This is a genomic window from Chloroflexaceae bacterium (genome assembly GCA_025057155.1).
In the GTDB taxonomy this organism is placed as follows: domain Bacteria; phylum Chloroflexota; class Chloroflexia; order Chloroflexales; family Chloroflexaceae; genus JACAEO01.
The window spans coordinates 168,597-194,998 of sequence record JANWYD010000011.1 but is presented as its reverse complement, the minus strand read 5'-3'; the positions used below and the strand labels follow the sequence as shown (position 1 = coordinate 194,998).

Below are 26,402 nucleotides of genomic sequence, written 5' to 3'. Positions count from 1 at the left end.
TCAGCAGGCTACGGAGGCAGCCTTCGCAATGCTAGCCGGAGCCTTCAGGCTCCCGGCGGGCCGGTGGGCCGCGGCACAGGCAGAACGTTTCGTCACACCCCCACGAGCCAGGAAAGTGTATCGAGATCCGGCTCGGACGCTGAGCGTTTCACCTCATACTCGTCGCGTACCGCTTCGGCAACCCAGGTCTCGCCGTGCACAGCGGGCAGCAGCTCCAGCAAGCCGACGCCAGCCAGCGTGATCAGGGGGCTGGTATTGGAGACGACCGGCTGTCTAACCACGCTGAAGTTCCGTTTCCAGATTAATATCATCGTCGAACTCCGAGACGCCGTAGCGTCCCAGAAGCTCGAGGAACTCTCGCCGCGACACGCCAGGGATCTCCGCAGCCTCGCCGGTTGAGATCGCGCCAAGTGTGTAGAGCCGAACCAGGATCGCCTCCCGGGCCAGATGCGCAAACTGATCGGGCATGAGACCTGCAAGGGTCAGCAACTCGTCAGGATAGGCGATCTGAATCGTCATCAGTGCATCCTTTCGTGCGCATACACGCAACCGAAGTCATCTCCTTCGTAGGCGCCGGATCAGCGGTTCCAGGGGCGTTTGGCCTCTTCCATTGTACCAGTTCAGAGAACGGCGTGATAGAAGTGGCCCGATGAGCGGCGGCGCCGCGCCGCGCAGCAATGTGACGGCAGCTTTGTCATCGTAGGCGGGGAAGCGCTCAAAGCCTGAATCATTGGGGCAAGGAGCGTGATGTGTTTGCGCAGCTTCCCGCGACAATCAGCGCGTCGTTGACCGGCGCCCAAACCGTTCGCGACGCGGCGGCTGGCGATGAAGGCGTAGACCAGAATACTGGCGTCCAGCATCACCGGCGCGCCATCAGGAATGTCCGCCGGCCAGCGGCTCATCGGGTGAGTTTGTCCAGATCAACGGTTGCCGGCGCCAGCATCGGATCCCCAGGCGCCTTGTGCAGGTGCACTATCATCGCGTCCGCAAACAGGCTCGCCAGCCGATCCACGGCAGCGAGCGCTTCAGCCGAGCCTGCTGGCGGGATCGGTTCGTCGTCGGCGCCGGCGGTCAGCGCCGGTTCAGGGCTGCTCAGCAACTGCTCGATGATCTGAGCCGGACGGCGCGTTCGTGGAGGCGCTGGAAGGCATCCTCGGAGCGTTCAATCGCCGGCATCGCCGACCTCCTCCAAACAAGTGGTATTAGAACATATGTTCGTTTTGGAGGCTGAGAGCGCGTCTGATCCAGCGCGACGCCGGCGCATCATCCGCAGCGGGTTCATCGCTCTGGTCAACAGGTCGCCGGAGAAGCAGCCTTGAGCTTTTTCCCGAACAATGCTGCTGCCATCATCGAAGCGTCCAGACTTCGTCGCCGTGGCCTTGCGTCACAACGCCAGCGATATGGCCGACACAGACCGCCAGGCCCCACCCGCGGCTTTACCGTACACTGGCGAGGGCGCTCCCGATCCTCATCCAACCTCCACTGCCGCCAGCTTCACCCCCAGGCGCCGCCCGTCGGGACTGGCCCGATCAAACTCCCGGGGCGTGAACGTTGGAGCGCGGAGCTCCAGCACGAGCTCGTCGCCGGTCACCGTCCCCGCCGGCAGGGTGAAGGTGTGCTCGGACCACTCCGGGCCAATCTCGGCCTGGCCCACCAGTGTCGAACCCGCCCACAGCGTCACTGTCACCGGGGCGGCGCCCGCGGGCCGGCCCGAGGCCAGGCGCAGGCGCACCTCCCGCACGTCTCTCGCATTGCTCAGCCGCACCCGCGCCGTGCCAGTGGTCCAGCGAAACCCTTCTTCGCCGGGACGAGGTCCGTGGAACCCGGCGATGAAGCCGAGGTCCAGCCCATTGCCGAGGGGCAGCCGCGCCGGAGGGGGGGTGATGCCCCGTTCCCAGAGCCAGCGTTGCAGATCCTGGAGCGAGGCGGTTTCGTAGGCCAGGTCGGCGCGCGCGCCGCCCGGGTCGCCGAGCGCCCGGCGCACGTCGCCCCGCAGCACCCGCGCCTGGGGATGGTCAGGCAGCACCGCTACAGCGTCGTCAAGATGCGCCAGCGCGGCGGGCAGGTCGCCGCTCAGCAGATCGGCGCGCGCCAGGGCGATGCGCGCCAGGGCCGAGTCTTCGTCCCGCTCCAGCGCCGCCGAGGCGGCGCGTCGCGCCGCCGCCGCGTCGCCCCGCTCCAGCGCGGCCTCGGCGCGCGCCAGGCGCCAGTGCTTCAACCCCAGTTGCCAGCCCAGGGCCACGTAGTTCACGTGGAGGAGCGTCAGGGTCAGCACGGCGAAGGGCGCCAGCAGAGCCACAAAGCCGTGCAAGGACGGGCGCGCACCGTTCGTCCTCTGGCCGCCCCCCGTCTGGACGAGCGCACTGGTTGCCCCCGGTGCGGCGCCGGGCGCCTGAGGCGTGGCAGGCCGGGAGGCGCCGGGATGCGGGGCATGCCGGGCCGCGGATGGCGCCGATTGGCCCGTCAGCGTCAGCCCGGCGAAGGGCAACAGAGCCGGATACAGGGGCAGGCGGTAGCGCAGTTCCACGTGAAACACCAGCGTGGTCAGAACGACATACAGCGCCCACGGCGCGAGCAGCCACGCCGGGGAGGGTGTGGCAAAACGTTCTGCACGCGCCGCGCCCCCCTGTGCCGCCGGGCGCGTGCAGGGGCCGGCCAGCCTTGCGAAGGCTGCCTGCGTAGCCTGCGGGAGCCGGCGCAGGTCGGCTTCGCCGACGGTAGCCCGCGGCTTCAGCCGCCGGGCGCGGGGGAGCTTTTCTTCGCCCCTTGCCGGGGAACCCCACACGTCGCGCCACCCCCCTCCCGCCCCCGGTTGCAGCAACCCCCGCGCCAGACCGTAGCTGCCGGCCAGGGCCAGCAGCAGCCACAGCCCATCGCCGAGGATCAGGCGCAGCCACACATCCGCCGGCCGCACCCAGATCTGCGGGCGGGCGCGCATGTCATCGGCATACTCCAGGGCAAAGAATTGCAGCAATTCGCCCCACGCCTTGGCCGCGAAACGCGCCGGATCGTCGCGGATCGCCGCCCAGCCCTCGCGCGCGGCGAGTTGCTGCCGCGCCAGCTGGTCCTCCCCCAGGGCGAAGAGTTGCGCCTTGACCGCCTCCCGCCCGGCCGGGTCGTTGTCGAGCCACAGGTTCTCCGCCCCGGTGGTGTCAATCAGGATCAGGCCGCCGTAGACCAGGTAGTTGCGGAAGGTCCAGGGCAGAATGACCAGAAAGCCCGCCAGTACGAACACGGCCGCCCGGCGCCACGTTGCCCCGCCCCGCCCGATGAGCAGCCAGAGGCCCCCCAGGGGCAGCAGCGGCAGGGCCATCGAGCGCACCAGGCTGGCGAGGCCCACCGCCATCCCTGCGACGCTGGCGCGCCACGCCGCGCTGTGGCGGCCCGCCCGTACCAGCAACCAGAAGCTCGCGGTCAGAGCGAAAAGAAACAGCGTCTCGGCGAGCAGTTCCGTGGCGTTGGCCGCCAGGGTGTAGCTCAACGCCGCCAGCAGGGCCGCCGCCAGGCCTGCCCGCCGCGCCGGCACGGGTGGCCGGTCGAGGGCCAGGGCCACTTCCCGGCTCAACAGGTAGACCACCGGGATGGTCGCGGTGCTCACCAGGGCCTGCACCAGCCGCAGGTTCTGCACCAGCGAGTCCACCAGCACGATGCTCGTCGCCAGGAACAGGGGATAGATGGGCGGGCGCATGAACAGCAGTTCCTGGTAGCGCCATTCGCGCAGCAGGATCAGCGCCGCGTTGAAATACTCCTGCTCGTCGCCCCCGAGGGGTTGAAACTCGCGCCAGCGCCACACCAGCAGGCGCAGCCCCAGCCCCGCCAGGGTGATCAGCGCCAGCGGCAGAATGTCAGGCGGCAGACGCCGGGCCTGGTTCATGCTTTCCCTGCAAGATATGGCTCAAGCCTGCTAAACAACGTGGTCTCACCTCCACACCTCCACACCTCCACACCTCCACACCTCCACACCTCCACATACCGGTCATACGAGAATGGCGAACCAATCGACAAACCCAAACTCCCGACTCTGCGAAACGCCTCGGATCGCTACCTCACCTCGGCCCAGTCGAGTTGGTAGGCCAGCAGGCGCAACTGGCCCTCCTGCGGCCCCTGCTGGGCGATCAGGTCGAGCGCGTCGGGAACGAAGGTAGGGGCGCGCAGTTCCACCACGTAGGTCGCCCCCGGCGGGCGCGCCGGCAGTTCCAGACATACGACTCGCAGTTCGCGGGTAAGGGCAATCGCGCCCAGGGCCGCCCCGTCCAGATACGCTGCGACTGCCGGCAAGGGCAGATCCTCGGGCCAGGCGCCCCCCAGGCGCAGGCAGAGTTGCCGGGGCGCGCCAGTACCCGCCCGGGGGAAGCGCAGCGCCGACACACCGCTGGCCCAGCGCACCGTTGCCTCCAGCGCGGGTTCGTACCCCCCCAGGTAGAAGCCCCGCAGGTACCCCAGGTCGTTGTCGTCGGCCACGGCCAGGCGGTCGTCCGGCAGTCGCGGCGGGTACAACCAGGTCCAGGCCCACAGCACGGGGTTCTGGCTGTCCACCAGTTCGGGGCCGAATTCCCGCCGGGCGGCTTCGATTTCCCCCATCTGGCGCAACAACTCGCCCGCGACCACCGCTGTCTGCCAGGGCTCAAGCGGACGTATCGGGCTGCGGGCCAGCCGCTCCAACCCCTCCGCCGGGCGCCCTTCCAACCCGGCGAGCAGCGGCGCGCCTACCGCGGCGCTGTAGGCCGGTAAACGCGGGGCGCTCAGGGCGGCGCGGGCCGCCGGGACGTCGCCCGCGCCCAGGGCCGCGGCCAGCCGCTGCTCGACGAGATAACCCGGGCGCGCCTGGAGCGCGATCCGGCTGCTGGCCAGGCTGGAGGGGTAGGGGCCGAGGTAAGAGGCCCAGGTCGAAGCGGCGCCGGGCGCTCGCGGTTCCAGATACGCATAGGGCGCCGCCGCCGCCAGTAGCAACAGCCCGCCCAGCGTGGCGCAGGCCGCGCCGTAGCTGCTCCGTAGCGCGGCCCGCAGCCCCGGCCCGGCGGCCAGCGCCGCTGCGGCCAACAACAGAACAAAGGGTATCAACGGCGCCCGAAAGCGGTTAATGGCGAAGAACAGCGGCGCAGTTATCAGATTGTACACCAGCCAGAGGCCGATCACGCCACTTAACGCGATGGCGGTTGTTGTTCCGTCTGGTGTGTCGTTCCCCGCGCCGCTCGCCCGGGTTCGCAGCACGGCCCATCCCAGCGCGGCCAGGGGCAGCGCCAGGACGTAGAGCGTGTCGTCCAGCAGCAGCAGGCTCAGGGTGTACCAGGGCGGCAGGCGGCCCAGGGCGAAGCCGCGGGTCAGGCGTTCGTCGCCGGTGTAGTTGATGCGGAAGAGATCGACGAATTCGAGCAGGCTCTTCCGCGCAAACGCCAGGGGTCGGGCGCGCAGCAGGCAGCCGGCCTCGGCGCTCATCAGGCTCTGGCGCTCGGCTTGCGTGAGCTGCTCCGGCGGCCGCTCCAGGGCCGCCATCAGGCGCGGATCACCGGCGGCGTACAGGCAGGAGCCGGCCCGTTGCACGCTGCCGTCAGGGGCGCGGCGCGGCTCCAGCAGCGCCAGCCGCTCCGCCTGACTGCGCCCGGGGATGGGCAGGAGCGCCAGGACAAAGTTGCGGACCGGGATGGTGTCGCGCCCGCCGTCGAAGGCGGTGCGCGCGCCGAGGAGCAGATTGTAGGCCCCTGTGGTGTCAACCAGGATGGGGCCCCCGTAGGCCCGGCTGGCGTACAGACTCCAGGGCAGCACCACCGCGAGCCACGCCAGCCCCAGCGCCGCAGCGTATCTCGCCCCCCGCCACCCACGCCCTCCCGCCCAGAACATCCAACCTGCCACCAGGGGCACGAAACCCGCCGTAAGCCCCCGCGTCAACGTCGCCAGACCAAGCATACCCCCCGCCGCTGCGGCCCAGGCCGTCGCGAACCGGGTGTACGGCGCGCCGGCACGCCCGCGCCTGGCCCACACTCCCAGAGCCAGGAAAGCGGCCAGGAGCAGGGTAATGAACAGCGTCTCGGTGAGCAGGAACTGCGCGAAGGCGACGAAAGGCAGGTAGAGCGCCATCCCCAGGGCTGCGAGTCCCGCTGCCCGCCGCTTCCCGGCGATCCGCAGCCCAAGGGCATAAATCAACCCGATATTGAGCAGGCTGAGGAGCGTCTGTGTCGCGACAATCGGCCCCGTTTCGCGCCCGAAGGCGAGGATGTGCGCGGCGAGAAAGAGCGGGTACAGCGGGGCGCGCGTCCAGAAGAACTGCGTGTGCCAGGCGAACCCGCGCCCCAGCGCTAGCCAGTCGGCAGCGGCGAGGTACTCCGCTTCGTCGCTGATGAAGCCCGCGCGGGGCAGGCGGCCCCACAGCGCCAGCCGCAGCGCCAGCCCCACCCCCAGGGCGAGAAGCAATGGCCAGTGGGTTCGCAGCGTCGCCCCGATCCGTGCGCTCATGGCCGCCCGACGCCCTCCGCCGCCGTGAGCGCGTCGGAAGGTACAACCTCTACCGTGCCCAGCACCAGCCGCCCGGCGCCCAGGTTCGGCTCGCCCGCCACGGCAAGCCGCCCGGCGGGCGTGGCATCATCGGGGCGGAAGACGCCCAGCAGCAGCACATAGCGCCCTGGCGCCAGATCCGCGGGCAGGTGGATGGCCCGGTCGTCACGGGCGGGCTTGCCGGGCAGCCAGACGCTTGTGGGCAAATAGCCCTCCAGCGGCGGCCCGTCGTCGCTGGCGAGGGGAGGGACCTCGCAATCGCGGCACAGGTGGAGGAAGAAGCTGTAATCGGCGCTCGGAGTTGCCGCCACGTCCCAGAAGAGGCTGATCGGCAGGTTCCCCCCGGCCCGGTACACCCCCGCGCCCAGGGGCGTGGTCGCCTTAAGGGTGTAGCCCAGCAGCCGCAGGTTGCCGCCGAAGACCGCATCACTGGTTGTAGCAGGTTGGAGCAGCTCGCCGGTGAAGTACGGCTCGGGGGCCTCCTGGCAGAGCACGTGCGCGCCGTTGAAGCGCCAGATCCCGCAGGGCCAGGTGCGCTGCTCGCGGCTGTAGGCCCAGAACAGGCCCACCAGTCCGTATTCATCGCCCGGCAGCGGCACGTCCACGGTGCGGGCGTGATCGGGGGCGATCAACAGGAAACTGCGCGTGTAGCCGGTCAGGCGCTCGCGGCGCTCCATCTCCCACTCGCGCCGGCCATAGGTGGTCGGTCCGCGCCAGAAGTTGCCGAAGGTCAACGGCTCGGGCGCCGGGTCGGCCAGGAAGCGGCCCATGTAGTAGTCGTAGAGCGGTCGCAGGTAGCCGGGATGCACTACCACCGCATCGTCAGGGTGGACGCGGATGGCCAGTTCACGGATCGCCTCACGGTACTGCTCCTTCACCGGGTCGCCGGAGAACAGCCCCCTGACCGGCTGGAACAGGGCCAGGCCTCCGGCGCCCACGGCCAGCGCCAGCAGCGCCAGCAGCGCCCCGCGCTTCACGCCGCGCGCGCCGGGGGAGGCGAGCGGATAGGCCAGCAGCAATGCCCAGGCAGGAAAGATGATAATCAGGTAGCGAGCCTCGTAGATCCGCGTAAAGATCAGTTGGGCCAGGAAGAGCGCTAGCGGAACGCCGAACAACACCAGCAGCGCCGCGGCTGCTGGCCGGCGCGGCCCGCGCAGATCGAGCGCGGCCTGCCCGAGGCCCCAGGCCGCCAGCGCCAGCCAGGGCAGCAGCCACCACCACGGCGCGTCGCCCGGCCAGCGGTCCACGGCGAAGCGCACGAAGGTGAGCCAGAGGGCCTCAAGCGGCCCTGCCGGGATGTAGGCCCCCGTTGCCGCAGTCTCACTGCCCAAGCCCAGAGCCATGCCTGCCACCAGCCCGGCAGCGGCCAGACCGAAACCCGCCCACGCCAGGCTTCGCCACCGCGAAGCCGGCGGGCGCGCCAGCAGCGTGACCACCCCGACTGCCAGCGCCAGCAACACTGCCAGCCGGTGTACGAACAGCGCGCCGAAGGCGACGGCGCCGAGCGCCAGCCAGTCGCGCCGCGTCCCGCTGCGAACCACGCGCAGCGTCAGCCACGTCATCGCCGCCGCGCAACAGAGCAGCAGGGCGTAGACTTTGGCCTCCTGCGCGTACCAGATGGCGTAGGGTGCCGTCAGGGCGATGGTCGCCGCCGCCAGCCCGTGGAGCGTGAAGCGCCCCTCCGCTCCGTTGAGACGCCCGCATTCCACAGCCGCCAGGTAGATCAGCGGCACAGCCAGCGCCCCCGCCAGCGCCGAAGGCAGCCGCAGCGCCGCCTCGGAGTCGCCGAACAGCGCCGTCCAACTTTTGAGCACCAGATGGTAGAGCGGATAGGCCGCGGTCGGGTTCAGCAGTTCGCCGAGCAGGCGGCCCCAGCCGGCGCGGCTCAACGCCCAGCTACTGCCCTCGTCGAGCCACAGGCTCTGGGCATCGAGCCGGTAGACACGCGCCAGCAGCGCCGCCCCGAAAAGCGCCAGAGCCACCACGCTGGATTGCCAGAAGACCGTCCGTTTCAACGCTTCAACCCATCATAGCGCCAGACCCCGCGATCGGTCCCGAACCACAGTGTACCATCTGCTTCAGCCGCGACATCCGTAATATAGGGAGGAGTGGTAAATCTCTCCCACTCTTCACCAATATAGCGGTGCAGGGTCATGCTGCCACCCACCCACGCCGAGCCGTCCTGTGTAAACGCAATATTGTCGATCCAACCGCCTGGCCAGGGCATAGACTCTTCCTGCCAGCGACCCTGCTCATCTAACGTAAAGAGCTTATCTTCAATGCCCAGCCACACCTTGCCGTCGGGACCCACCTCGATCGGACCATAGTTCCCTTCGGGCAAGCCGTTAGCAGCCGTCAGCGCTTCCCAGCGCCCATCCGGTTGCAGCCGGCCCACACCGGTTTCTGTACTGACCCATACCGCTCCGTCCACTCCGACGGCGATGTCAACCCGGCGTTGTATGAACAGGTTAACCTCATCTCCAGTGGTGCGCCACTGCCCATCGGGGCCAAACCAGCTCAGCTCCCCTGTCGAAGCAACCCAGACCGTCCCATCAGGTCCAAAGGCGATCTCCTCTACGGTACCGAAGGCCAGACCATCGAAAACTGTATAGGTGCGCCACTGCCGGTCACGACCGAACCGGCTGACCCCTCCCTCCGTTCCCACCCACACCGCGCCATCGGGAGCGACGGCGATGTCCGTGACCCGGTCATCGGCCAGCCCGTTCCGCGCCGTGTAGGCCTCTCGGCGACCATCGGGCAGCAGGCGGCTCACGCCGGCGTCGCCGCCAAACCAGACGGCGCCGTCCGGTCCGACGACCACCGCCCGCACCTTATTGTCCAGCAGTACGTCCTGAGTAACGTAGGTTCGCCATCGGCCAGTCGGTTCCAACCGGCTGATCCCCCCGCGCGTGCCGAACCAGACGCTCCCATCCTCCCCGATTTTAATAACGCGCACATCGTTGTCAGCCAGGCCGTCTTCCGTCGTATACGTTGACCACTGTCCATCACGGCCTCTCCGGATTACCCCGGCATTCGCCGTGGCGGCCCATATCGTCCCGTTAGCCTCGATGGCGAGCGCCTGGATCAGGTCGTCGGCCAGACCATCCTCTTTCGTAAACGTCTGCCAGCGTCCGTCGCTTCCGAGCCGGCTCAACCCGCCGTTGGTTCCGAACCACACCGCCCCATCTGGCTCAAAGGCGATGGCCGTCACACTCGAGCGCATGGCATAGCCGCGCCAGCGTTCCTTCGCGGAGGATGTTCTGGCATCCAGACGCGTGGCGCCGCCCGATCCACCAAACCAGAGGGCTTCATCTGGAGCTATAGCAATGGTCTGGGTCGTCAGATTGGTCAGCACGGCATCGTCCAGGGTCACGCCTCGATCAGCCAGGGGAATAAATTCCTCCCAGACGACGAAGTCTCTCTGAACCCCCATTACCTCGAATTCCAGGCGCGCAACCCCATAATCCAACGAGAACCACAAGGTTCGGCCCGGTCCCGTTACAAAATTCGAGATAGGCTCCGCTGGACGGATGCTATCTTCCCTCCGCTGTTTACCCATATCTATCCACGGTCTCCACACATCTTGCCACCGCCCGTCGGAGGCCAGACGCTGAATGCCGGCGGCGCTTCCTCTTATCCAGAGGGACCCGTCAGGCCCCAGCGCGATCGCGCGCAGTTCATCTTGTAGACCATTCTCCGGGGTCAGTTTCACGTATGCTCCGGTGCGCGCGTCCCAGCGCACCATGCCGCTGGTTGTCGTCGCCCAGACGCTATCGCCATCCAGCAGCAAATCAGTAACGTCGTTACTGTTGGTGAAGAGGGTCCAATCTTCCTCAAGGTCCTGTTGCGCCAGACGTTCCACCAGTTGGTGGCGCTGTTCGAACGACAGGGGGATCCCCTGATCATAAAACTGGACAATTCCCAGGCGCTTCGCAGGCGAGGGAGGCTGGTTCCAGTTTTGCCACAGCAACAGCGCTCCTGCCGTGAGCGCCGCCGTCAGCAGACAGGCGATCAGGCGCCGCATCTCCTTCTCCTTTGCACGTGTTTCGATGAAGCGACCAGAGATGTGGGGAAGCGACAGCTTCCTGGGGCGCAACTCACCGGGTTGCAGCTAACATCAGGTTGCAGGCGGCCAGAGGCGCCGATCCTCACCCTCCCCCGTCTTGCCGCGCATGGCGCACCTCTTCGCCTGCGGTGGAGAGGGAGGGTTCAGGGGGAGGGTGAGGACATTCCCCCCACCACCGCCCGTTCCATGCCCACTGCCAGCCGAAACACCGCTTCAAACCGCTCGGCGGTTCGTTCCCAGGTCAACTCGCGCTCGACGCGGGCCCGGGCCGCCGCGCCCAGCCGGCGCGCCAGCTCCGGATCGGCCAGCAACCGAACAATCGCCGCGGCCAGGGCCGCCGGGTTGCGCTCCGGCACGACCAGCCCGTGAATGCCGTCTTCAACCACATCGGGCACGCCGGCGACCCCTGAGGCAACCACTGCCCGCCCGGCGCCCATGGCCTCCAGCAGCACATTGGGCAGCCCATCCACTCCATCCCGCACGATGGGCAGGGCAAACACATCGGCGGCGGCAACATAAGCTGCAGCGCGCTCCCGTTCCAGCCGCCCGATGAACCGCGCGCTGCTCGCCAGACCCAGGGCCGCCGCCTGCCGTTCCAGACGCTCGCGCTGATCGCCGTAGCCAGCGATCACCAGCGTGGCTTCGGGTATGGCGCGTAGAACGGCGGGCCAGGCGTCGAGCAGCACGTTGAAACCCTTCTTCGCCACCAGGCGCCCCAGCCCGAGCACCAGGGGCGCCTCCGGCCCCAGGCCGAGTTCGGCCCGCACGGCGGCCCGACGTGCCGGATCGGGGCGAAATTGCCGCGTATTGACGCCATAGGGGATCACGTGGCTGCGGCCCGGCGCCGCGCCCAGGCGCACGCTGCGGGCGCGCAGATCGCCGCTGCACGCGGTGACCGCCGTAGCCGCGCGGAAGGCCCCCGCCGCCGCGAGCGCCAGCGACCAGTGGCGCTCGGCCAGGTAGATGTCGCTGCCGTGCAGGCTCACCACCAGCGGCGTCCCCAGACTGGCCAGGGCCGCGGGAGGGCCGTTGGGCAGGACCCAGTGGGCCTGCACCAGGTCGTAGGGCCGGCCTGCCGCCCGCGCCGCCTGCAGTTCTCGCAGCACGGCCCCCAGCGAGGCGCTCACCGCGAACGGCGCCGCGAGCAGCGTCCGGCGTTTGATCTGCGTATCGCTCAGCAACGACTGGGCGTAGCCCCAGATGTTCAGCGCGGGATGCGGCGCGTAGTGGAAGCAGCGCAGGCGCACCCCGCGCACCTCGGCCCCGCGCCGCAACTCGGGATGGTACGGCAACAGCAGGGTCACCGCGTGCCCCCGCGCCGCGACTCCGGCGGCAATTTCTTCAATAAAGGGCGCCGTCGTCTCGCCGGGCCACTTGGGAAACGACGTCGCCAGCATCAAAACGCGCATAGCTGAGACGACCCGCACTGCGCCTACCGGTCCGGGATGCGGTAAATAAAGGCGCGAAAATCCGGCGTCGGGCTGGCGTACACCAGCTCAAAGCCCTCGACCACATCGCCCACCTGATTATCGTGATCCATCAACGGCGCCAGCAGCCGTCCGGCGTCGCCCTTGACCCGCTGCTGGTTCTCCAATACCAGGTACTCCGCTCCGTAGTAGCGAGCGATCCACAGCAGCAACGCTCGGTCAGCCGTGTTTGGGATCATCACTGCCGGGCGGCGGGTGTGCCAGTTCAACTGCCAGGGCACGCGCGTCATCACCGCCGTTCCCTCCGGAGTGTGCGCCTCCAGCCAGGCATAGGCCGCCAGATCCGGCGCCCAGACCTGCGGCTCGTAGCGCACTTTGTTGGCGATGTCGGGCCGCGAAAAGCCCGTCACCCCGCTCACGATCGCCGCCACCAGGATCAGACCCAGCGGCGCCCAGCGCCGGTCGCCCAGCGCGGCCAGTTTGTCGTACCCGGCCCACAGCGCCCAGGCCCCGAACAGGGCCATCCACGGGATGAGCATCACCCAGTAGCGGTGTTCATCCGCGCGCCAGTAGGTGAGCATAAACACGGTGTACGGCGTGAACGCGCTCACCAGCAGACCCAGCAGTCGCGGACGGAAGCGCAGCGCCCCGATCGCCCCGATCAAGGCCAGCCAGGCCCCTATGTCCGAAGCCAGGTTCTTGCGTTCGTTGTCGCTGAACAGCCACTCCGCGCCGGCGGGAAGCCCGTGCCACACCGGCATCACGTAGTCGCGCCACTCCTCCACCTGCGTCGCCAGCTTGGCCAGAGTCTTGTCGAAACCCCAGCGCAGGATCCAGCTCCGATCAGGCAGTCCTGGTCCTCCCAGTTCCGGAGTGAACACGCGGTAGATCTCCTCCCACGCATCCCCGCTAGACCCCAGGTAGCCCAGGACCCACGCATCGTAGCGTTCCGTTGAATACACCGGCTGGCCAAACAGGCGCATATTGCGCGCCAGATACGGCGAGAGCACCAGCAGCGCCAGCGCGCTCCAGAGGGCCACCGGTCCCAGCAGGCGCGCCACGCCCGCCGGGTGCATCGCCCGCCGCAGCGCCACCCGGCTCCCCGGCCAGCGTTGCCCCAGGAACCACAGCCCCATCCCCAGCGCAATCATCGCCCCCGAGGGCTTCTGAAGCATCATCAGTCCCGTCAGCGCCCCCGAAAGCGCCAGCCAGCCCCACGCCCCTCGCGTCGCCAGCGGCGCACCCCGGCCCTCCCGTTTCACCAGTATAGAGTTTTCTGGCATATCATTGTGTCGCATTCGCCATCCGGGCCATTGGAATGCCCGGTTCCCCCCTCGCCCGCGCGCGAGCGGGGGGGTGAGGGTCGAGGTCGCGGCAGGCAAATCCGCGACCGTCTCCGAGGCCCCCGCGCCCGCTGCCGGCGTCTGGCCGCGGTAGAGGGCGTACAGGGCCCCCAGGCTGAACACCACAAAGGCCAGATCGCTGGTGGCATAAATTGTCAGGCGGAAGAACAGGTAATTCGTCAGTACAAAGACCGCCGCCACCAGCCCGACCCGCCGATCCCAGAACCACGCCCCGATGTGGTAGACCAGGATCAGCAAGATGGCATCGAACAGCAGATTAGGGATCTTGGCCGCCCAACTGCTCGACCCGAAGATGAGGAAGAACGGCGCGATCCATACCGGTTGCAGCAGCGGCCAGGTCTCCTGCGGACGCGTCAGGCCATCGTTGAGCCGGTAGAACTGCGTCACGTAGTCTACCACCCAGCCCCGCCCGGCCACCAGGTTGCGGGCCACCACGGCGTTGTCGGAGTAATCTGCGTGGCCCACATACGGCATCCGGCTCACTACCAGCGCGGCATAGCCGATCCAGATCGTCCCGAACAGGCTCAACAGCAGCAGCGCCCCCCGACTCGAGCCGATGGCGGCCACCAGGCCCTCGGCCAGGCGCGGCAGTCCCTCGCGCCCCAGCAGGATCACCAGCAGCAGCAAGCCGCTTCCCAGCAGAGCGTAGAGCAACGAGTCGGGAAAGATCGCCCAGAAGAGCGGGCGCCCGAAGGCCCCCATCCAGGCGAAGAACTGTGTCAGGGCGTGTACGAGCAACGCCAGCGCCGCCGCGACCAGCCCGTAGCCCAGGGCGCGTCCGTAGGTGTACCGGCGCACCAGGGCGCGGGCGTGGGCCAGGATCGGCCCGTGCCAGGCCGCCAGCAACACGCCCGTCAGCACGATGAGGGCCACGCTCAACGCCGCGCCCATCCAGATCCGCGCGTAGGCCAGCCCCACCCCGGCCAGGCCAATCCCCAGAACCGTCACCGTGTAGATTGCTGCTGGCCTGACCAGGAGGCGCGTCAGGATGAGGTAGAGCAAGCTGCCACCCAGGGCCAGCAAGACCACGGCGCGCCAGGCCGGCGGGTACACGGCCGTCAGTTGATCGGCGGCGCGCACCTGTACCTCGGCCAGTCGCACCCCCTTGGGGCGCGGATCGGGGCCAAAGCGCAGCGTATCGGTGAAGGTGTGCGAACTGGCCAGCGTCACGGTCAGGTCGCCGCCCTGCCGCGCCGTAGCCGGCACCCGGAAGCGATAGGTCGCCCAGGCGGATGTCGGCTGGAAGCTGCCGATGGGCGTTCCATCGGCGCTCACAGTAACCGTGGGCTGCGTCACTTCCACGCCGACCACATCGGCGGGCCAGCCCTGCACGGTAAGGGCAAGTTCCAGGTCGGCCCCGGCGCCGATGTTGGGCAGCGTGATCCGCGCGTTCTGGCGCGTCCAGCGGCTACGCAGCGTGGGCGAGTCAGGCGTCAGATCATCGGCGAAAAACTCGCCTCGCTCCGCGGCGCCCGCGTCAAGGCCGGAGGTGGCATCGAGAAACAGGCGATCACCGATCCAGCCGATCTGTACGCGGCCCGCGGGAGGCGCCTGGTAGGCCATTACCCCCACCGCGATGCTCAGCATCAGCACCAGCGCCAGCGTCAGCCCCCATCCCCCTAGCCAGCGCACGAAAGGGGGTGACGTGGCTCTGCCTGGCAGCGCCTCCGGTTGCAGATCGGCGAGACCCATGCGCGCCTTCGACAATAACAGACCGACCCGATCGCGCCGGGAAACCAGGCGCATCTGAGGCATTATACAGCCAATCCTGCGGATCGCTTATGAATCGGACGTGATAGAAAAGTCGCGCAACCCTCCGGGCTGCGCCATGCTACAATGCCTGTCATGATCTGGACCATCTCCGACCTCCATCTCTCCCACGCTCAGCCGAAGCCGATGGATATCTTCGGCCCGCAGTGGAAGGACCACGCGACGCGCATTGCCGCCAACTGGCTCGCCCGTGTCGCCCCCGACGATCATGTGCTCGTTGCCGGAGACATCTCCTGGGCTATGAAGTTCCCTGAGGCGCTGGAGGATCTGCGCTGGCTCGACGCCCTGCCCGGTCACAAGGTGCTCATTCGCGGCAACCACGATTACTGGTGCCCCCGCAACGTCAGACCCCTCCGCTCCCGCCTGCCGCCCAGCCTGACCCTCCTGGGCGCCGATGCCTGCGACCTCGGCGAGGCCGTCGTGTGCGGCACCCGCGGCTGGATCACCCCCGAAACTCCCGGCTACGCCCCCGCCACCGACGACCGCATCTATCAGCGCGAACTGGGCATGCTGGAGCGCGCCCTGGCGCATGCCGCCACCCTGGCCGCGCAGGCCCGACCGATCATTGTGATGCTCCATTATCCGCCGTTTGTGAATCGGCAGCCCACCGCCTTTAGCCAGCGCATCAATGCCAGTCCTGGCGTGCGCGCCTGCGTCTACGGCCATCTCCACCGCCGCCAGGATCACGAAAACGCCGTCAACGGTCGCGTTGACGGCGTCTACTACCAGCTTACCTCGGCTGACTTCCTCGACTTTGGCCCCGTCGCCGTGCGCGGTCTGGACTAAGCGCCTGGCCGGATACGCAGGTCATCCGATAACGGTCTGCGAGGGTTGCACCCTCCCAGAGCATCCCTGCAGGAACGGGAGCGGGAAAACCAGGTTTCTCCGCCCTCTTCCAACCGGGCGAGGAACGCAGGTTGCAGGGAAGGTTTTTCCCTCCCTGCGACCCCTCTACTTAGCAAGCTATGGAACGGTGAACCTTAGGATCTCCTGCTCACCACTGCTGATCGAGTTCGTGTAACTGCGTACCGAGCCACGGAAGAGGAAGCGCACAGAGTAGCTCGTCGGCGCGCCGCTAAAGAGCCGCACCGTGAGCCGGTAGTCTCCGCTTGGGATGGGCGAGCCGACGCTGTAGATGTTCTCGGTCGCATTGCCCAGCTCGCGCATCCAGTCGCGGTCCAGGCGCAGGTTGTTCTGCGGCCCCCGGTTGGCGTAATAAATATGCAGCCCGCCAGGACCGTACAGGTGCAGGTCCAGATCGGTGGCCCGTGTAGATGTATTGACCCAGGACAGCGTCGCCTGCAACTCGCCGGTGCCCACCGGGATCGTCGGCGCCGGCCTCGGACAGGCCGCCGACTGCTCCCACGTCCCGCCGGGATCCAGCACGATCGGTCGCGTGCCGATCCACGGCGCGTCAAACGAGGGCACGTTCCGGTACATTGGCCGATCTACGTTGGCCCGCGCCGGCCGCGAGTATGTCCATCGTTTCAACTGCCGCGGACCCGGAATCACCATCGGCGCTTCCCAGGCCTCGACACAGAACTGGTACGTCCCCCGCGGCAACTGGAAGACGCAGTAGTTGCTGCTGGGACCATAAAAATCCGGGTCGCCGTCATCACGCGTGACGCTATGGTAGCATCTCGGCCAGGCGCCGCCCGCATCCGACCCGGTGCGCATCACGATGCACCGCAACGCCCCGCCTGTTTGCGTGCAACTCGAGTTGTAGATAAGCGGTGAATTGGGCGTCGCGGTCGAACTGATAATCGAGAAGTTGTACCAGCACTGCAGACTGTCATATGGCGGCGGGCAACTGGTGCGGTTCCAGCGCACGCCGCCCGACACCCACGCCAGCGGCGCCGATTGGGCAGGAGCCACCACAGCCGGCTCATCCGCCGCCTTTTCGACCTCCTTCACCGGTTCGCCATCCACCGCCTGCGGGGGAACCTCATCGGTCGGCAGCGGCGCTTCGGGCGGAGGGACAATCGCCGGGAAGTCCGCCTCGTTCCCGCTACTGTTCATCACGGCCTCCGCCCCCGCCAGCGACCCATCCTCTCCTGCCGTCGTCTGCGGCGCCAGGACCAGCGCGACGTAGCCCAGGTCATAGCCGGCAAAGTTCACCGAGTTGCCCTCAAGGCCCAGCGGGTACTGGATCCATGTGCCGGTGTCCGGCGCGTAGCGCAGCAGCCGCAGGCGCGAGGGGTCAGCCGCCGATGGCAGCGGAATGTTCACCGCCACCGTGTTGGCAAAGGTAAACCCTTCAGGACCCAGTTTGACGATGGGGCTTATCAGTTGCACTCCCGCTGGCAGTGGCGCAGGTGGCGTGACGCCTGACTCGATCGAAAAGGTCGTCGTCCCCTCGGCGCCGCCCGTCTGCTGCGGCACCGTTCCCGCCAGCACTGTCATCCTCACGCCCGACGGGGTGCTGATAACGTTGCTCTGCGAAGAGTTGACCAATCCGGTCTGCGCCTCCATCTCCCTCTTGAGAAGCGGCACGAATACTCGCCTGAGCTGGCTCAACTCCTGCCCACGCACGACCTTCGTACCGCCACCGGTCGCCCCGAACGGCGCGCCTGGAACGGCTATCATCCCCAGAGCCGCGACCACGAGAAGCGTCGTCCACACGAACAGCCTTTGCTTGAGTCGGTTCCGGTGCTGCATTGTAGTCCCCCTTTGTTGAACCAGCCTGTACGTCTCGATGTGGTTGTCTGTCGAAGGAGCCGTGTACGAACGCGCGACTTCAGGAAAGAACATCGGCCGTTGCGATCCGCCCGAACCGCTGCGATGAACGGTACGCCTGATGCAAACTCAAGGAAAACCGGGATCTCCTTTCCTACGCGGCTGCGCGCGGCGCAGCGGGCAACAAACGACGGTCACGCCGGATGAAGCGTGCGGAGAGACGCGCTCGTGGACCGAACGCAGGTTCGCTCTGCGGCGAGCGCGCATTCTGACCGGACCGGCACTGTCTACCGCTATCGAGGAAACAGAAAGGGCGCGGAGGGTGCAACCGCGGGCGTCTTCCTCGAATAGTTGTCTGAAATGTCATGCGGTGGAACGAGTATTCAAGGAAGTTTTGGCAGCAGATAACTTCAGCGTAATCTCGAGTATTATCCTGAGAGGATTCAGTAGAGGAACGGCTGTTGTCGCTGCAAGCCCTGACACATCGTAATGCCTTGCTGAAGCGGAATCAAGCTCAAAAACAACAACCATGAAACCGCATGTATTCGCGTTTGCGTTGACAGTTTTCCACGCAACATAAATGCGGCCAAACAATATCTGGCATTTGCAATTTTTACCGGCCCCCTCGCCTCGCCTGCCGGCTCACGCCGCCCTTATCCGGGAGGAATGGCGGCATCCTTCTTCTCCGGCAGTAGAACCTCATTCGACAAGCGCCCCCGGATCGGGTACAATACAAGACGGCATTTACCGCATTCCAACGCGCTGGAGAACCACATGGAGATCGGAATCGTCCGGCCCGTCAACATCACCACCGAGATGCGCACCGCCTACCTGAGCTACGCGATGAGCGTCATTGTCTCGCGCGCGCTCCCCGATGCCCGCGATGGGCTGAAGCCGGTGCAGCGGCGCATCCTCTACGGGATGTGGGACATGGGCTTCCGCAGCAGTGACGCCTATAAGAAGTGCGCGCGCATCGTGGGCGACGTGCTGGGCAAAATGCATCCCCACGGCGATGGCGCCGTCTATGACGCCCTGGCGCGCCTGGCGCAGCCCTGGAGTATGCGCTATCCCCTCGTAGACGGGCAGGGAAACTTTGGCAGCATCGACGGCGACCCGCCGGCGGCTATGCGCTACACCGAGGCTCGCCTGGCGCCGATCGCCGAGGAATTGCTGGTTGACATTGATAGAAATACGGTAGATTTTCGCGATAATTTTGACGGCTCATACAAAGAGCCGACCGTTCTCCCCGCCCGGTTGCCTAATCTGCTCCTCAATGGCGCCTCGGGCATCGCTGTGGGCATGGCGACCAATATCCCGCCCCACAACCTGGGTGAACTCTGCGATGCCATTAGCTGCGTAATTGACAACCCCGAGGCGACAGTTGAGGATCTGATCAAGATCATCCCCGGCCCCGACTTCCCGACCGCCGCCAGCATCCTCGGTACGGAAGGCATCCTCGCCGCTTACAGCACCGGGCGCGGCCAGATCACCCTGCGCGCCCGGGCCCACATCGAGGAGGCCTCGCGCGGCGCCTTCAATATCGTCGTCACCGAACTGCCCTACCAGGTGAACAAGGCGCGCCTCCAGGAACGCATCGCCGAACTGGCCAGAGAGCGCAAGATCGAGGGCATTCGCGACGTCCGCGATGAGTCCGATCGCAGCGGCATGCGCCTGGTCATCGTGCTCAGGAGCGATGCGCAGCCGAAAAAGGTGCTCAACGCCCTCTACAAGCACACGCAGATGCAGACCACCTTCGGCATCAACATGCTGGCCCTCGTCGAAGGCGGTCGTCAACCCAGAGTGCTTACCCTCAAACGCCTGCTCCAGGAATACATTAACCACCGCCAGGAAGTCATCCGCCGGCGCACCGAATTCGACCTGGAAAAAGCCCGTGACCGCGCCCATATCCTCGAGGGCCTCAAGATCGCCCTCGATCATCTCGATGAGGTCATTCGCACTATTCGCGAATCGCGCAGCGCCGAGAGCGCCAGAAATAACCTGATGCGCGTCTTCAACCTCAGCGAGCGCCAGGCTCAGGCTATTCTGGATATGCAACTCCGCCGCCTGGCGGCTCTTGAGCGTAAGAAGATTGAAGACGAGTACCAGGAGGTCATCAAGCTCATCGCCGAACTCGAAGATATTCTCGCCAACCCCAGGAAGGTGCTCCACCTGATCAAGGAGGATATGCGCTACCTCAAGGAGAAATACGGCGATGAGCGCCGCACCCGCATCGTGCCCGATGTGACCGGCGAGGTGAACGACGAGGATCTCATTCCCGATGTGCGCGTATTGATCACCATCACCGACCGCGGCTACATCAAGCGCCAGGCCGCCGATAGCTATCGCACCCAGCGCCGCGGCGGGCGCGGCGTCAAGGGCATGGTGACCCGTGAGCAGGATATTGTGCGTCACCTGCTCATCTGTAGCTCACTGGATAACCTGCTGTTCTTCACCGATAAGGGCAAGGTCTACCAGCTCAAGGCCCACGAGGTGCCCGATAGCTCGCGCACCGCCAGGGGTCTGCCCCTGGTGAACCTGATCTCTCTGGAGCCTGGTGAACAGGTGACCAGCATGCTCGCCGTCCCCGACTTCAATGGTGAATATCTGGTTATGGCCACCCGGCGGGGCAAGATCAAGCGCACCCATCTGCAAGAGTATAGCCAGGTCCGCTCCAACGGCCTGATCGCGATCGGTCTCGAAGAAGGCGACACCCTGGGCTGGGTGCAGGTGAGCCATGGCGATGAGGATGTCCTGCTCACCACCGCGCAAGGGCAAACTGCCCGCTTCCGCCAGAGCGAGGTGCGCCCCATGGGGCGCCCGGCCACTGGCGTGAACGGGATCAACCTCGCCGACGACGACCGGGTGATCAGCATGCAACTCGCCAGGCCCGGCCACGATTTGCTCGTTGTGACCGCCCGCGGCATCGGGAAGCGCACCAGCCTCGATGAGTATCCGACCAAGGGCCGCGCCACCGGCGGCGTCATCACGATGCGCCTGCGACCGGGCGATGAGATCGCCGGCGCCGCAATCGTCAGCGATCGCTCGTTGCTCACTTTTGTCACCGCCAGCGGCGTGGTGATGCGCACCACAACCGATGATGTCCCGCGGCTCGGCCGCGCCACCCAGGGCGTCATTGTCGTCAATCTCGCCCCCGGTGACCGCCTGACTGCCCTTTCGGTCGAGGAACTCGACGAACCGGAGAGTGAACCGCCGACGATTGTCAGCCCTAATGGCGCCTGAATGCTGTGCTGGGTGCGTTCTTCAACGGGAGGGCGTTGAACGGAACAGCCCTCCCGTTTCCCCCAGTGGCGGGGGCCTGGGGAAACCTGATTTCCCCAGGTCCATAAAGGAAAAGGAGAGGAGGCGGGGCACGGCTCTCTGTGACCACAGGGCTGTGAGGAAACCCCGTTTCCCCACGTTCAGCGTGGTATTAGCGCCGTCTCTGAAGGCGCCGCTGAAATCGGCAGTTGCGGCACCAGTCCCTCAACCCGCAGGCGCTCTCCTTCACGCCGGTAGATCTCCACAAAGCGCTCAACCAGGTGAGGGTCCCAGGCGCTCCCGCGACCGCGCAGCAAAACCTCAAGCGCCTGCTCAGGAGCCATCGCTGGCCGGTAGGCCCGATCGGCGGTCATCGCTTCGAATGCGTCGGCAATGGCCAGAATGCGCGCCTCCAGCGGAATGTCCTCGCCGGCCAGACCCTGCGGATACCCGCTGCCGTCGTAGCGCTCGTGATGGCTCTCGATGATGGGCAGCACCGCGCGCAGGCCGCTCACGCGCTCGATGATCCGCACCCCGATGCGCGGATGCTGCTGCATCACCGCAAACTCCTCATTGTCGAGCCGCCCCGGCTTCAGCAGAATCTGGTCCCGAATGCCGATCTTTCCCACATCGTGGAGCAGGCCGGCGTAGGTCAGCACCTCCAGCCGATCGGCGGACAGGCCCACTTCCTCGGCCAGTCGCACGGCGTAGCGCGTCACCTGCCGCGAGTGGCCGAAGGTGTGCGCGTCGCGGGCCTCGATCGCCTCGGCCAGCGCCGCGATGGTCTGCCAGTTCTGATCCCTGAGCGCCTGATACAGCCGCGCATTGTCCAGCGAAGCCGCCACCTGCCCGGCGAAGATGCTCAACAGGCGGCGCTCAGCGGCATCGAAGGGCGGCTGCTCGGAGCGCCGGGTCAGATGCAGAAAGCCTATCGGGCGATCATGGCTCCGCAGTACCACTCCCGCGAAACGGTCGTCACCCTCGCTCCCACGATGCGCGCTCAATGCCAGATGGGCCGCCTGCAATGCCGTCGCATCGCAGTCCGCGTCCAGGGCCACCGCTCGCTCCCTTGACTCTTCCCTCCGGCTCGAACGCGCCGCCAGCAGGCGCAGGGTCTGACTCTCAGGGCAGAGGAGCGAGAGGGCCAGCGATTCGGGCAGGAAGCGCTGCCCAAGAAATTCGGCGATCTGGACGGCCTGGGTCTCGACATCTAGAGAGGTGGCGATCAACTGGCTGAACTGGTACATAAAAACCAGATCTGAGAGCCGTTCTTTTTCCTGCCGTATGCGTCGCAGTTCCAGCGCCGAGCGCACCGTGCGCTCCAGGTTCTCCGCTTCGACCGGTTTCGAGAGGTAGTCAAGCGCACCGAGCTTCAGGGCCTGACGCGCCGAGTCAACGCTGGCATAGGCAGTGAACACCACTACGTCAGTTTCAGCGTGGCGCTGACGGATGTGCTCCAGTAGCGCGATGCCGTCCATCACGGGCATATCGAGATCAACCAGCGCCAGGTCGTAGGGCTGGTGCTGGAGCAACTCGATCGCCTGCCCTCCGTGCTCGGCGGTTTCAACGATATACTTGGTGCGGAGCAACCGCTGGCAGAAGGTGCGAACGTGGACGTCGTCCTCGACCACCAGCAGGCGCGGCCGGGCGACAATGGCGTCTGGCGCCAGCAACACATCAGCCATACACTCTCTCCTTAATCAGGTCGCCAGAGACAACGGCGGCTGCGTGAAACGCTGTGGCCACACGGGCGCAACCCGACTGGTCTTTGCCGGGGCGCTCTTATAACATGCAGCATAGTAGGGGCAGTTGTCGTTTCGACTACACCGAAGGCGAAGTTTATGACAGTTTCGTCATCATCACACCTGCCTGGCGGTGATTGGTAAGGAGAAGCGTGTTCATGGTTGCCGCACATTTGATGGTCAAGAAATAAAGCCAGTATAGCCCGCGCAGGCGGGCTTCGCATCGGCAGCCCGCGGCTTCAGCCGCCGGGCAATTATGCATTCACTGCAGCGGGTCGTAAAAAGCCCGTCTTTCGGGCGCCTCTGCGTGCTCTGCGGTAAATCTGAACAACTAAAGGAGAGGACTGGAAGCGAAGGGGAACACGATGCGGGCGGGATGCCCGAACATCAGCGCGACATGGACCTCGTCTCGACGTGTCGCGCTCGGAGTGCAAGCGCCGGCGCCCTACGCGCCCGCGCGACGGGCAAAAAAGTCCTTGACGCGACGCTCGAGCTCCTCAAATTCAAAGGGCTTGGTGAGGTATTCGTTGACCCCCGCGCGGTAGGCGTTCTTCTCGGTATCAGGCGTGCCAAATGCGGTGACCATGATCACATAGATGTCCGAGTGGTTCTGGCGCAAGGCACGAACCAGCTCTATCCCCCCCATGCGAGGCATGTTCATGTCAGTGATGATAACATCAACTGCTGTGTTCTGGAGACGCTCAAGCGCGACGATGCCATCCTCGGCCTCAACGACGGTATAACCGCTGTTGGCGAGCAGAAACCGGTAGAGGCGCCTGGTTGAGGGATCGTCTTCCACAATCATCACCGTTGGCGACACGCTAGCCTCGCTTTGATCACATGACACAGCAATATGAACGGCACAATGCCCGCTTCTTGCAACTGTTCGCGGCGCCAACGGGCAGACGCGCCATGTCGGTTACTATACCACACGCCAGGGGAGAGGAATAGAAAGACCTCACAGGTCTGTACGACCTGCAAGGTCCTCAAGACGTCGACTCCGGCCTGCTAGCGATACGCCGCCAGTTCGTGGGCCTCAATAATAGGCATGAAGCGCGACATCTCAACCATTTTAAAGATTTTCTGATGGTGTGGGCTTACGTTCATGGCGAAGAGTTTGAAACCTGATTTCCGCGCCGTCACCACAAACTTGAGGAGGGCTGAGATTCCAGCCGAGTTGATAAATGACACTTCGCTGAAATCAAGTACAGTTACCGGGCGCATCTCCTGGCATTCCGCAGCGATTGCCGCGGCGGAGATTGCGTCGACGCTGGTGCTGACGATGTGTAGGATGGCGACGTCGCCGAACTCCTCCCGCAGGATGATGTCGCTCATGGCTCCTCCCTCCGATAGAGCCGCAGGGTAAGCACCGTACCGCGGTGTGATGTGCTCACTTCCAGGTGATCTACCAGCTCGCTGATCAGATACATCCCAAACCCGCGCAGATGACCGCTCTCAAGACTTTGCTCGTCAATCACTCGCCGTGAAGGGTCGAAGCGCTCGAGCCCGCTTCCCTGATCGCTGATCCGTATTTCCAGTTTCTCACCATCAATCTCGAAGACCACGGCAACCAGTTTTCCCGCTTCACGCCGATTGCCGTGATCAATGGCATTGTTTACCGCCTCACTAATGGCGAGCTTCAGATCCTCAACTCGCTCCTCCGAAAACCCGATCGCGTTGCCTACTTCTGCGGCGCTGGCACGCACCACCCGCTCGAAAATGGGGTTCGAAGGGATGTTGAGCTCGACACGCTCCATGTCCGACCTCGTTCGGTACGCTATGGACATCCGTCTGCGGCTCATTGTACGCCGGAGTTGTCACCAGGGCATAACACCGACGAGCGCAGGTCAACGCACCCCATTCGCCGAGGACTCGCGCACCCTGCCGCCAGGCGGCTGGTGTGTCGCGCCGGCGGGGCTGTCTGTCGTTCGCCGACTACGCATGGCGGGACGAGCGACCACCGGCATCTGCCGCATCAGATGATCGTAGCGCCGCAAATAGGCCTTGCCCAGCGGCGCGTTGCCGATCTGCAGATAGCAGGCCCCCAGGTAGTACAGGGCCTGAACGTGGCGCGGATTTGATCGCAACACCTTCTCGAACAGCGGAATGGCCTTGTCGGGTTCCAGAATCTCCCGGTAACACAACCCGAGCATGAAGGTGGTCTCAATATCGTCTGGCCAGTGGTCGAGCACGTGCTGAAACTCGGTGACGGCGAGTTTGTACAACCCCCTGCGCACGTACATGTAGCCCAGATCGTAACGCAGCGAATGGGCGTCGGGGGCCAGTTCCACGGCCTTGCGCCAGGCCGCCAGCGCCCAGTGCTCCCGACCGAGAACGGTATACATGAAACCCAGCAGGTAGTGCGCCTGCGCATCGTTTGGCAGCAGTTCCACCGCGCGCTCGAACGCGCGCGTGGCCTGCCCGTTCAGCCCCATATCGTAGAGTAGCTTGCCCATGCTCAAGAAGAGCCGCCCACTGTTCGGATAGAGCCGGGCGCAGTCGAAGAGCAGTTCGTAGGCCTCGCGGGGCTGTTTCCGCAGCCGCAGCACCGCGCTCATGCGCAGCCGGGCGTCAACATAGTGGCTGTGCTCGGGCGGAACCTGCCGATACTCCTCCAACGCTTCATCCCAGCGCTGCTGGCGCGCCAGCAGGTTGCCCAGCAGATAGTGCGCCAGGTATTCCTGGGGCCGCCACTGTAGCAGCGCCCGGTAGATCCGCTCGGCCTCCTCCTCATAGTTCTGTTGTTTGAGCGCGTGGCTGAGCCGGTAGTACCACTGCGCGACCTCTTCCTCGCTCCGGGTGACCAGAGCGCTGTCACCCGGCTCCGGATCGGGCGAGACAAAGGTCGGTTCGACGCGCAAAGCCTCGGCGAAGCAGCGCTGGGCCAGTTCGTGCGCGCCATGGCTCTGATGCATCAGGCCCATGTAGTAGCGCGGCTCAGCCGCCTGCGGGCGAGCGTTACATGCGCTGTTGTAATGGATGTAGGCCCGTCCGGCGTCGTCGATCTTCTGATAGCAGCGCCCCAGAGCGAAATGGGCCTCGTAGAGCCTGGGGTTGTGCTCTAGCGTCTCCTTGAAGGCAGCGATGGCCCGGTCAATCTGGTTCAGGGCCGCGAAGGCCACCCCCAGATTGTAGTGCGCCTCGGCCAGTTGCGAGTCCGTCTGGACAGCTTCGAGGTACTCGCGCAGAGCGCCCTCCCAGTCTTCTTGGAAGGCCAGCGCGTTGCCGATATAGAGGTAGATGATCGCGCGTTCCCGCTCATAGATCTGGGCCTGCTCCTCGCCGTCAACATAGGCGGCGATGAGCGCCGCCTTGAAGTGCTCTATCGCCTCTGCATAGGCTGCTCGCAGGTATGAACGCATGCCCTGGCTGAACGCCGCGCCCAGTCGCGTGCCCGCCATGAACCGCTCGCTTCCGGCAAAGGTATCAAGATCGAGCGGCATGAACTGCAGTTGATCATTGACCGCCATGGCTGTCCCCATCGCACCCTCTGCGCAAGCCGGCCCGCAGTCGCGGTTCTTTCACTATACCATGCCGTCGTTGACGGCGGCATAACACGACCGCGATCCTGGTCTGGTTGTTTTGTCAATTCGGCCTGGTTTCGCCGGGC

General features: G+C 65.9%; 18 protein-coding genes. 2 read left to right on the top strand and 16 right to left on the bottom strand.

The window, feature by feature from the left end:
- Nucleotides 1-92 precede the first annotated feature (92 nt).
- The 10 genes from NZU74_12240 to NZU74_12195 form a co-directional block, all read right to left on the bottom strand.
- A complete protein-coding gene (locus NZU74_12240; GenBank protein MCS6882093.1) occupies nucleotides 93-281 on the bottom strand; it encodes a hypothetical protein in 189 nt (62 codons plus the stop codon).
- A complete protein-coding gene (locus tag NZU74_12235; GenBank protein MCS6882092.1) occupies nucleotides 274-519 on the bottom strand; it encodes a UPF0175 family protein in 246 nt (81 codons plus the stop codon). Before NZU74_12235 ends, NZU74_12240 begins: the two co-directional genes overlap by 8 nt.
- 101 nt (nucleotides 520-620) lie before the next feature.
- The gene (locus NZU74_12230) at nucleotides 621-902 is read right to left on the bottom strand and encodes a hypothetical protein (GenBank protein MCS6882091.1); all 282 of its coding nucleotides are present in this window, start codon (nucleotides 900-902) and stop codon (nucleotides 621-623) included.
- Complete coding sequence (locus NZU74_12225; protein ID MCS6882090.1) at nucleotides 899-1,099, bottom strand: hypothetical protein; 201 nt, start codon at nucleotides 1,097-1,099, stop codon at nucleotides 899-901. Before NZU74_12225 ends, NZU74_12230 begins: the two co-directional genes overlap by 4 nt.
- 369 nt (nucleotides 1,100-1,468) lie before the next feature.
- Complete coding sequence (locus NZU74_12220; GenBank protein ID MCS6882089.1) at nucleotides 1,469-3,874, bottom strand: glycosyltransferase family 39 protein; 2,406 nt, start codon at nucleotides 3,872-3,874, stop codon at nucleotides 1,469-1,471.
- A 167-nt stretch (nucleotides 3,875-4,041) separates the two neighbouring features.
- Nucleotides 4,042-6,450: a hypothetical protein gene (locus NZU74_12215; GenBank protein ID MCS6882088.1), complete on the bottom strand. Its 2,409-nt coding sequence runs from the start codon at nucleotides 6,448-6,450 to the stop codon at nucleotides 4,042-4,044.
- Entirely contained in the window at nucleotides 6,447-8,504 is a 2,058-nt protein-coding gene (locus NZU74_12210) for a glycosyltransferase family 39 protein (protein ID MCS6882087.1), read from the bottom strand. The genes NZU74_12215 and NZU74_12210 overlap by 4 nt, the downstream gene beginning before the upstream one ends.
- Nucleotides 8,501-10,513 carry a hypothetical protein gene (locus tag NZU74_12205; GenBank protein ID MCS6882086.1) on the bottom strand — a complete coding sequence of 671 codons (2,013 nt, stop codon included), beginning with the start codon at nucleotides 10,511-10,513 and terminating at the stop codon, nucleotides 8,501-8,503. The genes NZU74_12210 and NZU74_12205 overlap by 4 nt, the downstream gene beginning before the upstream one ends.
- Nucleotides 10,514-10,698: 185 nt before the next feature.
- Complete coding sequence (locus NZU74_12200) at nucleotides 10,699-11,964, bottom strand: glycosyltransferase family 4 protein (protein MCS6882085.1); 1,266 nt, start codon at nucleotides 11,962-11,964, stop codon at nucleotides 10,699-10,701.
- A 23-nt stretch (nucleotides 11,965-11,987) separates the two neighbouring features.
- Complete coding sequence (locus NZU74_12195) at nucleotides 11,988-15,101, bottom strand: glycosyltransferase family 39 protein (protein ID MCS6882084.1); 3,114 nt, start codon at nucleotides 15,099-15,101, stop codon at nucleotides 11,988-11,990.
- Between the two features lie 90 nt (nucleotides 15,102-15,191).
- Here NZU74_12195 and NZU74_12190 point away from each other — a divergent pair, with 90 nt between their 5' ends.
- Nucleotides 15,192-15,902 carry a metallophosphoesterase gene (locus tag NZU74_12190; protein MCS6882083.1) on the top strand — a complete coding sequence of 237 codons (711 nt, stop codon included), beginning with the start codon at nucleotides 15,192-15,194 and terminating at the stop codon, nucleotides 15,900-15,902.
- Between the two features lie 177 nt (nucleotides 15,903-16,079).
- On the opposite strand, the gene NZU74_12185 is transcribed toward NZU74_12190, so the two are convergent.
- A complete protein-coding gene (locus tag NZU74_12185; GenBank protein ID MCS6882082.1) occupies nucleotides 16,080-17,774 on the bottom strand; it encodes a hypothetical protein in 1,695 nt (564 codons plus the stop codon).
- A 792-nt stretch (nucleotides 17,775-18,566) separates the two neighbouring features.
- Here NZU74_12185 and gyrA point away from each other — a divergent pair.
- Nucleotides 18,567-21,032 carry a DNA gyrase subunit A gene (gene gyrA / locus NZU74_12180; protein ID MCS6882081.1) on the top strand — a complete coding sequence of 822 codons (2,466 nt, stop codon included), beginning with the start codon at nucleotides 18,567-18,569 and terminating at the stop codon, nucleotides 21,030-21,032.
- 179 nt (nucleotides 21,033-21,211) lie between these two features.
- Here gyrA and NZU74_12175 read toward each other — a convergent pair whose 3' ends face one another.
- From NZU74_12175 to NZU74_12155, 5 genes are all read right to left on the bottom strand, one after another.
- Nucleotides 21,212-22,735: a response regulator gene (locus tag NZU74_12175; GenBank protein ID MCS6882080.1), complete on the bottom strand. Its 1,524-nt coding sequence runs from the start codon at nucleotides 22,733-22,735 to the stop codon at nucleotides 21,212-21,214.
- Between the two features lie 502 nt (nucleotides 22,736-23,237).
- Nucleotides 23,238-23,612: a response regulator gene (locus tag NZU74_12170; protein ID MCS6882079.1), complete on the bottom strand. Its 375-nt coding sequence runs from the start codon at nucleotides 23,610-23,612 to the stop codon at nucleotides 23,238-23,240.
- A 188-nt stretch (nucleotides 23,613-23,800) separates the two neighbouring features.
- Nucleotides 23,801-24,127: an STAS domain-containing protein gene (locus tag NZU74_12165; GenBank protein MCS6882078.1), complete on the bottom strand. Its 327-nt coding sequence runs from the start codon at nucleotides 24,125-24,127 to the stop codon at nucleotides 23,801-23,803.
- Nucleotides 24,124-24,549, bottom strand: coding sequence for an ATP-binding protein (locus NZU74_12160; protein MCS6882077.1), 426 nt, complete (start codon nucleotides 24,547-24,549; stop codon nucleotides 24,124-24,126). Before NZU74_12160 ends, NZU74_12165 begins: the two co-directional genes overlap by 4 nt.
- 90 nt (nucleotides 24,550-24,639) lie before the next feature.
- Nucleotides 24,640-26,262 carry a tetratricopeptide repeat protein gene (locus tag NZU74_12155; protein MCS6882076.1) on the bottom strand — a complete coding sequence of 541 codons (1,623 nt, stop codon included), beginning with the start codon at nucleotides 26,260-26,262 and terminating at the stop codon, nucleotides 24,640-24,642.
- Nucleotides 26,263-26,402: the final 140 nt, after the last annotated feature.

What these genes read in the sequence shown, in the direction of transcription:
- NZU74_12215 (MCS6882088.1), bottom strand. Translation starts at nt 6,450, where the DNA reads ATGAGCGCACGGATCGGGGCGACGCTGCGAACCCACTGGCCATTGCTT.
- NZU74_12165 (MCS6882078.1), bottom strand. Translation starts at nt 24,127, where the DNA reads ATGAGCGACATCATCCTGCGGGAGGAGTTCGGCGACGTCGCCATCCTA.
- NZU74_12160 (MCS6882077.1), bottom strand. Translation starts at nt 24,549, where the DNA reads ATGGAGCGTGTCGAGCTCAACATCCCTTCGAACCCCATTTTCGAGCGG.
- NZU74_12200 (MCS6882085.1), bottom strand. Translation starts at nt 11,964, where the DNA reads ATGCGCGTTTTGATGCTGGCGACGTCGTTTCCCAAGTGGCCCGGCGAG.
- NZU74_12230 (MCS6882091.1), bottom strand. Translation starts at nt 902, where the DNA reads ATGAGCCGCTGGCCGGCGGACATTCCTGATGGCGCGCCGGTGATGCTG.
- NZU74_12205 (MCS6882086.1), bottom strand. Translation starts at nt 10,513, where the DNA reads ATGCGGCGCCTGATCGCCTGTCTGCTGACGGCGGCGCTCACGGCAGGA.
- NZU74_12155 (MCS6882076.1), bottom strand. Translation starts at nt 26,262, where the DNA reads ATGGCGGTCAATGATCAACTGCAGTTCATGCCGCTCGATCTTGATACC.
- NZU74_12220 (MCS6882089.1), bottom strand. Translation starts at nt 3,874, where the DNA reads ATGAACCAGGCCCGGCGTCTGCCGCCTGACATTCTGCCGCTGGCGCTG.
- NZU74_12175 (MCS6882080.1), bottom strand. Translation starts at nt 22,735, where the DNA reads ATGGCTGATGTGTTGCTGGCGCCAGACGCCATTGTCGCCCGGCCGCGC.
- gyrA (MCS6882081.1), top strand. Translation starts at nt 18,567, where the DNA reads ATGGAGATCGGAATCGTCCGGCCCGTCAACATCACCACCGAGATGCGC.
- NZU74_12195 (MCS6882084.1), bottom strand. Translation starts at nt 15,101, where the DNA reads ATGCCTCAGATGCGCCTGGTTTCCCGGCGCGATCGGGTCGGTCTGTTA.
- NZU74_12185 (MCS6882082.1), bottom strand. Translation starts at nt 17,774, where the DNA reads ATGCAGCACCGGAACCGACTCAAGCAAAGGCTGTTCGTGTGGACGACG.
- NZU74_12235 (MCS6882092.1), bottom strand. Translation starts at nt 519, where the DNA reads ATGACGATTCAGATCGCCTATCCTGACGAGTTGCTGACCCTTGCAGGT.
- NZU74_12190 (MCS6882083.1), top strand. Translation starts at nt 15,192, where the DNA reads ATGATCTGGACCATCTCCGACCTCCATCTCTCCCACGCTCAGCCGAAG.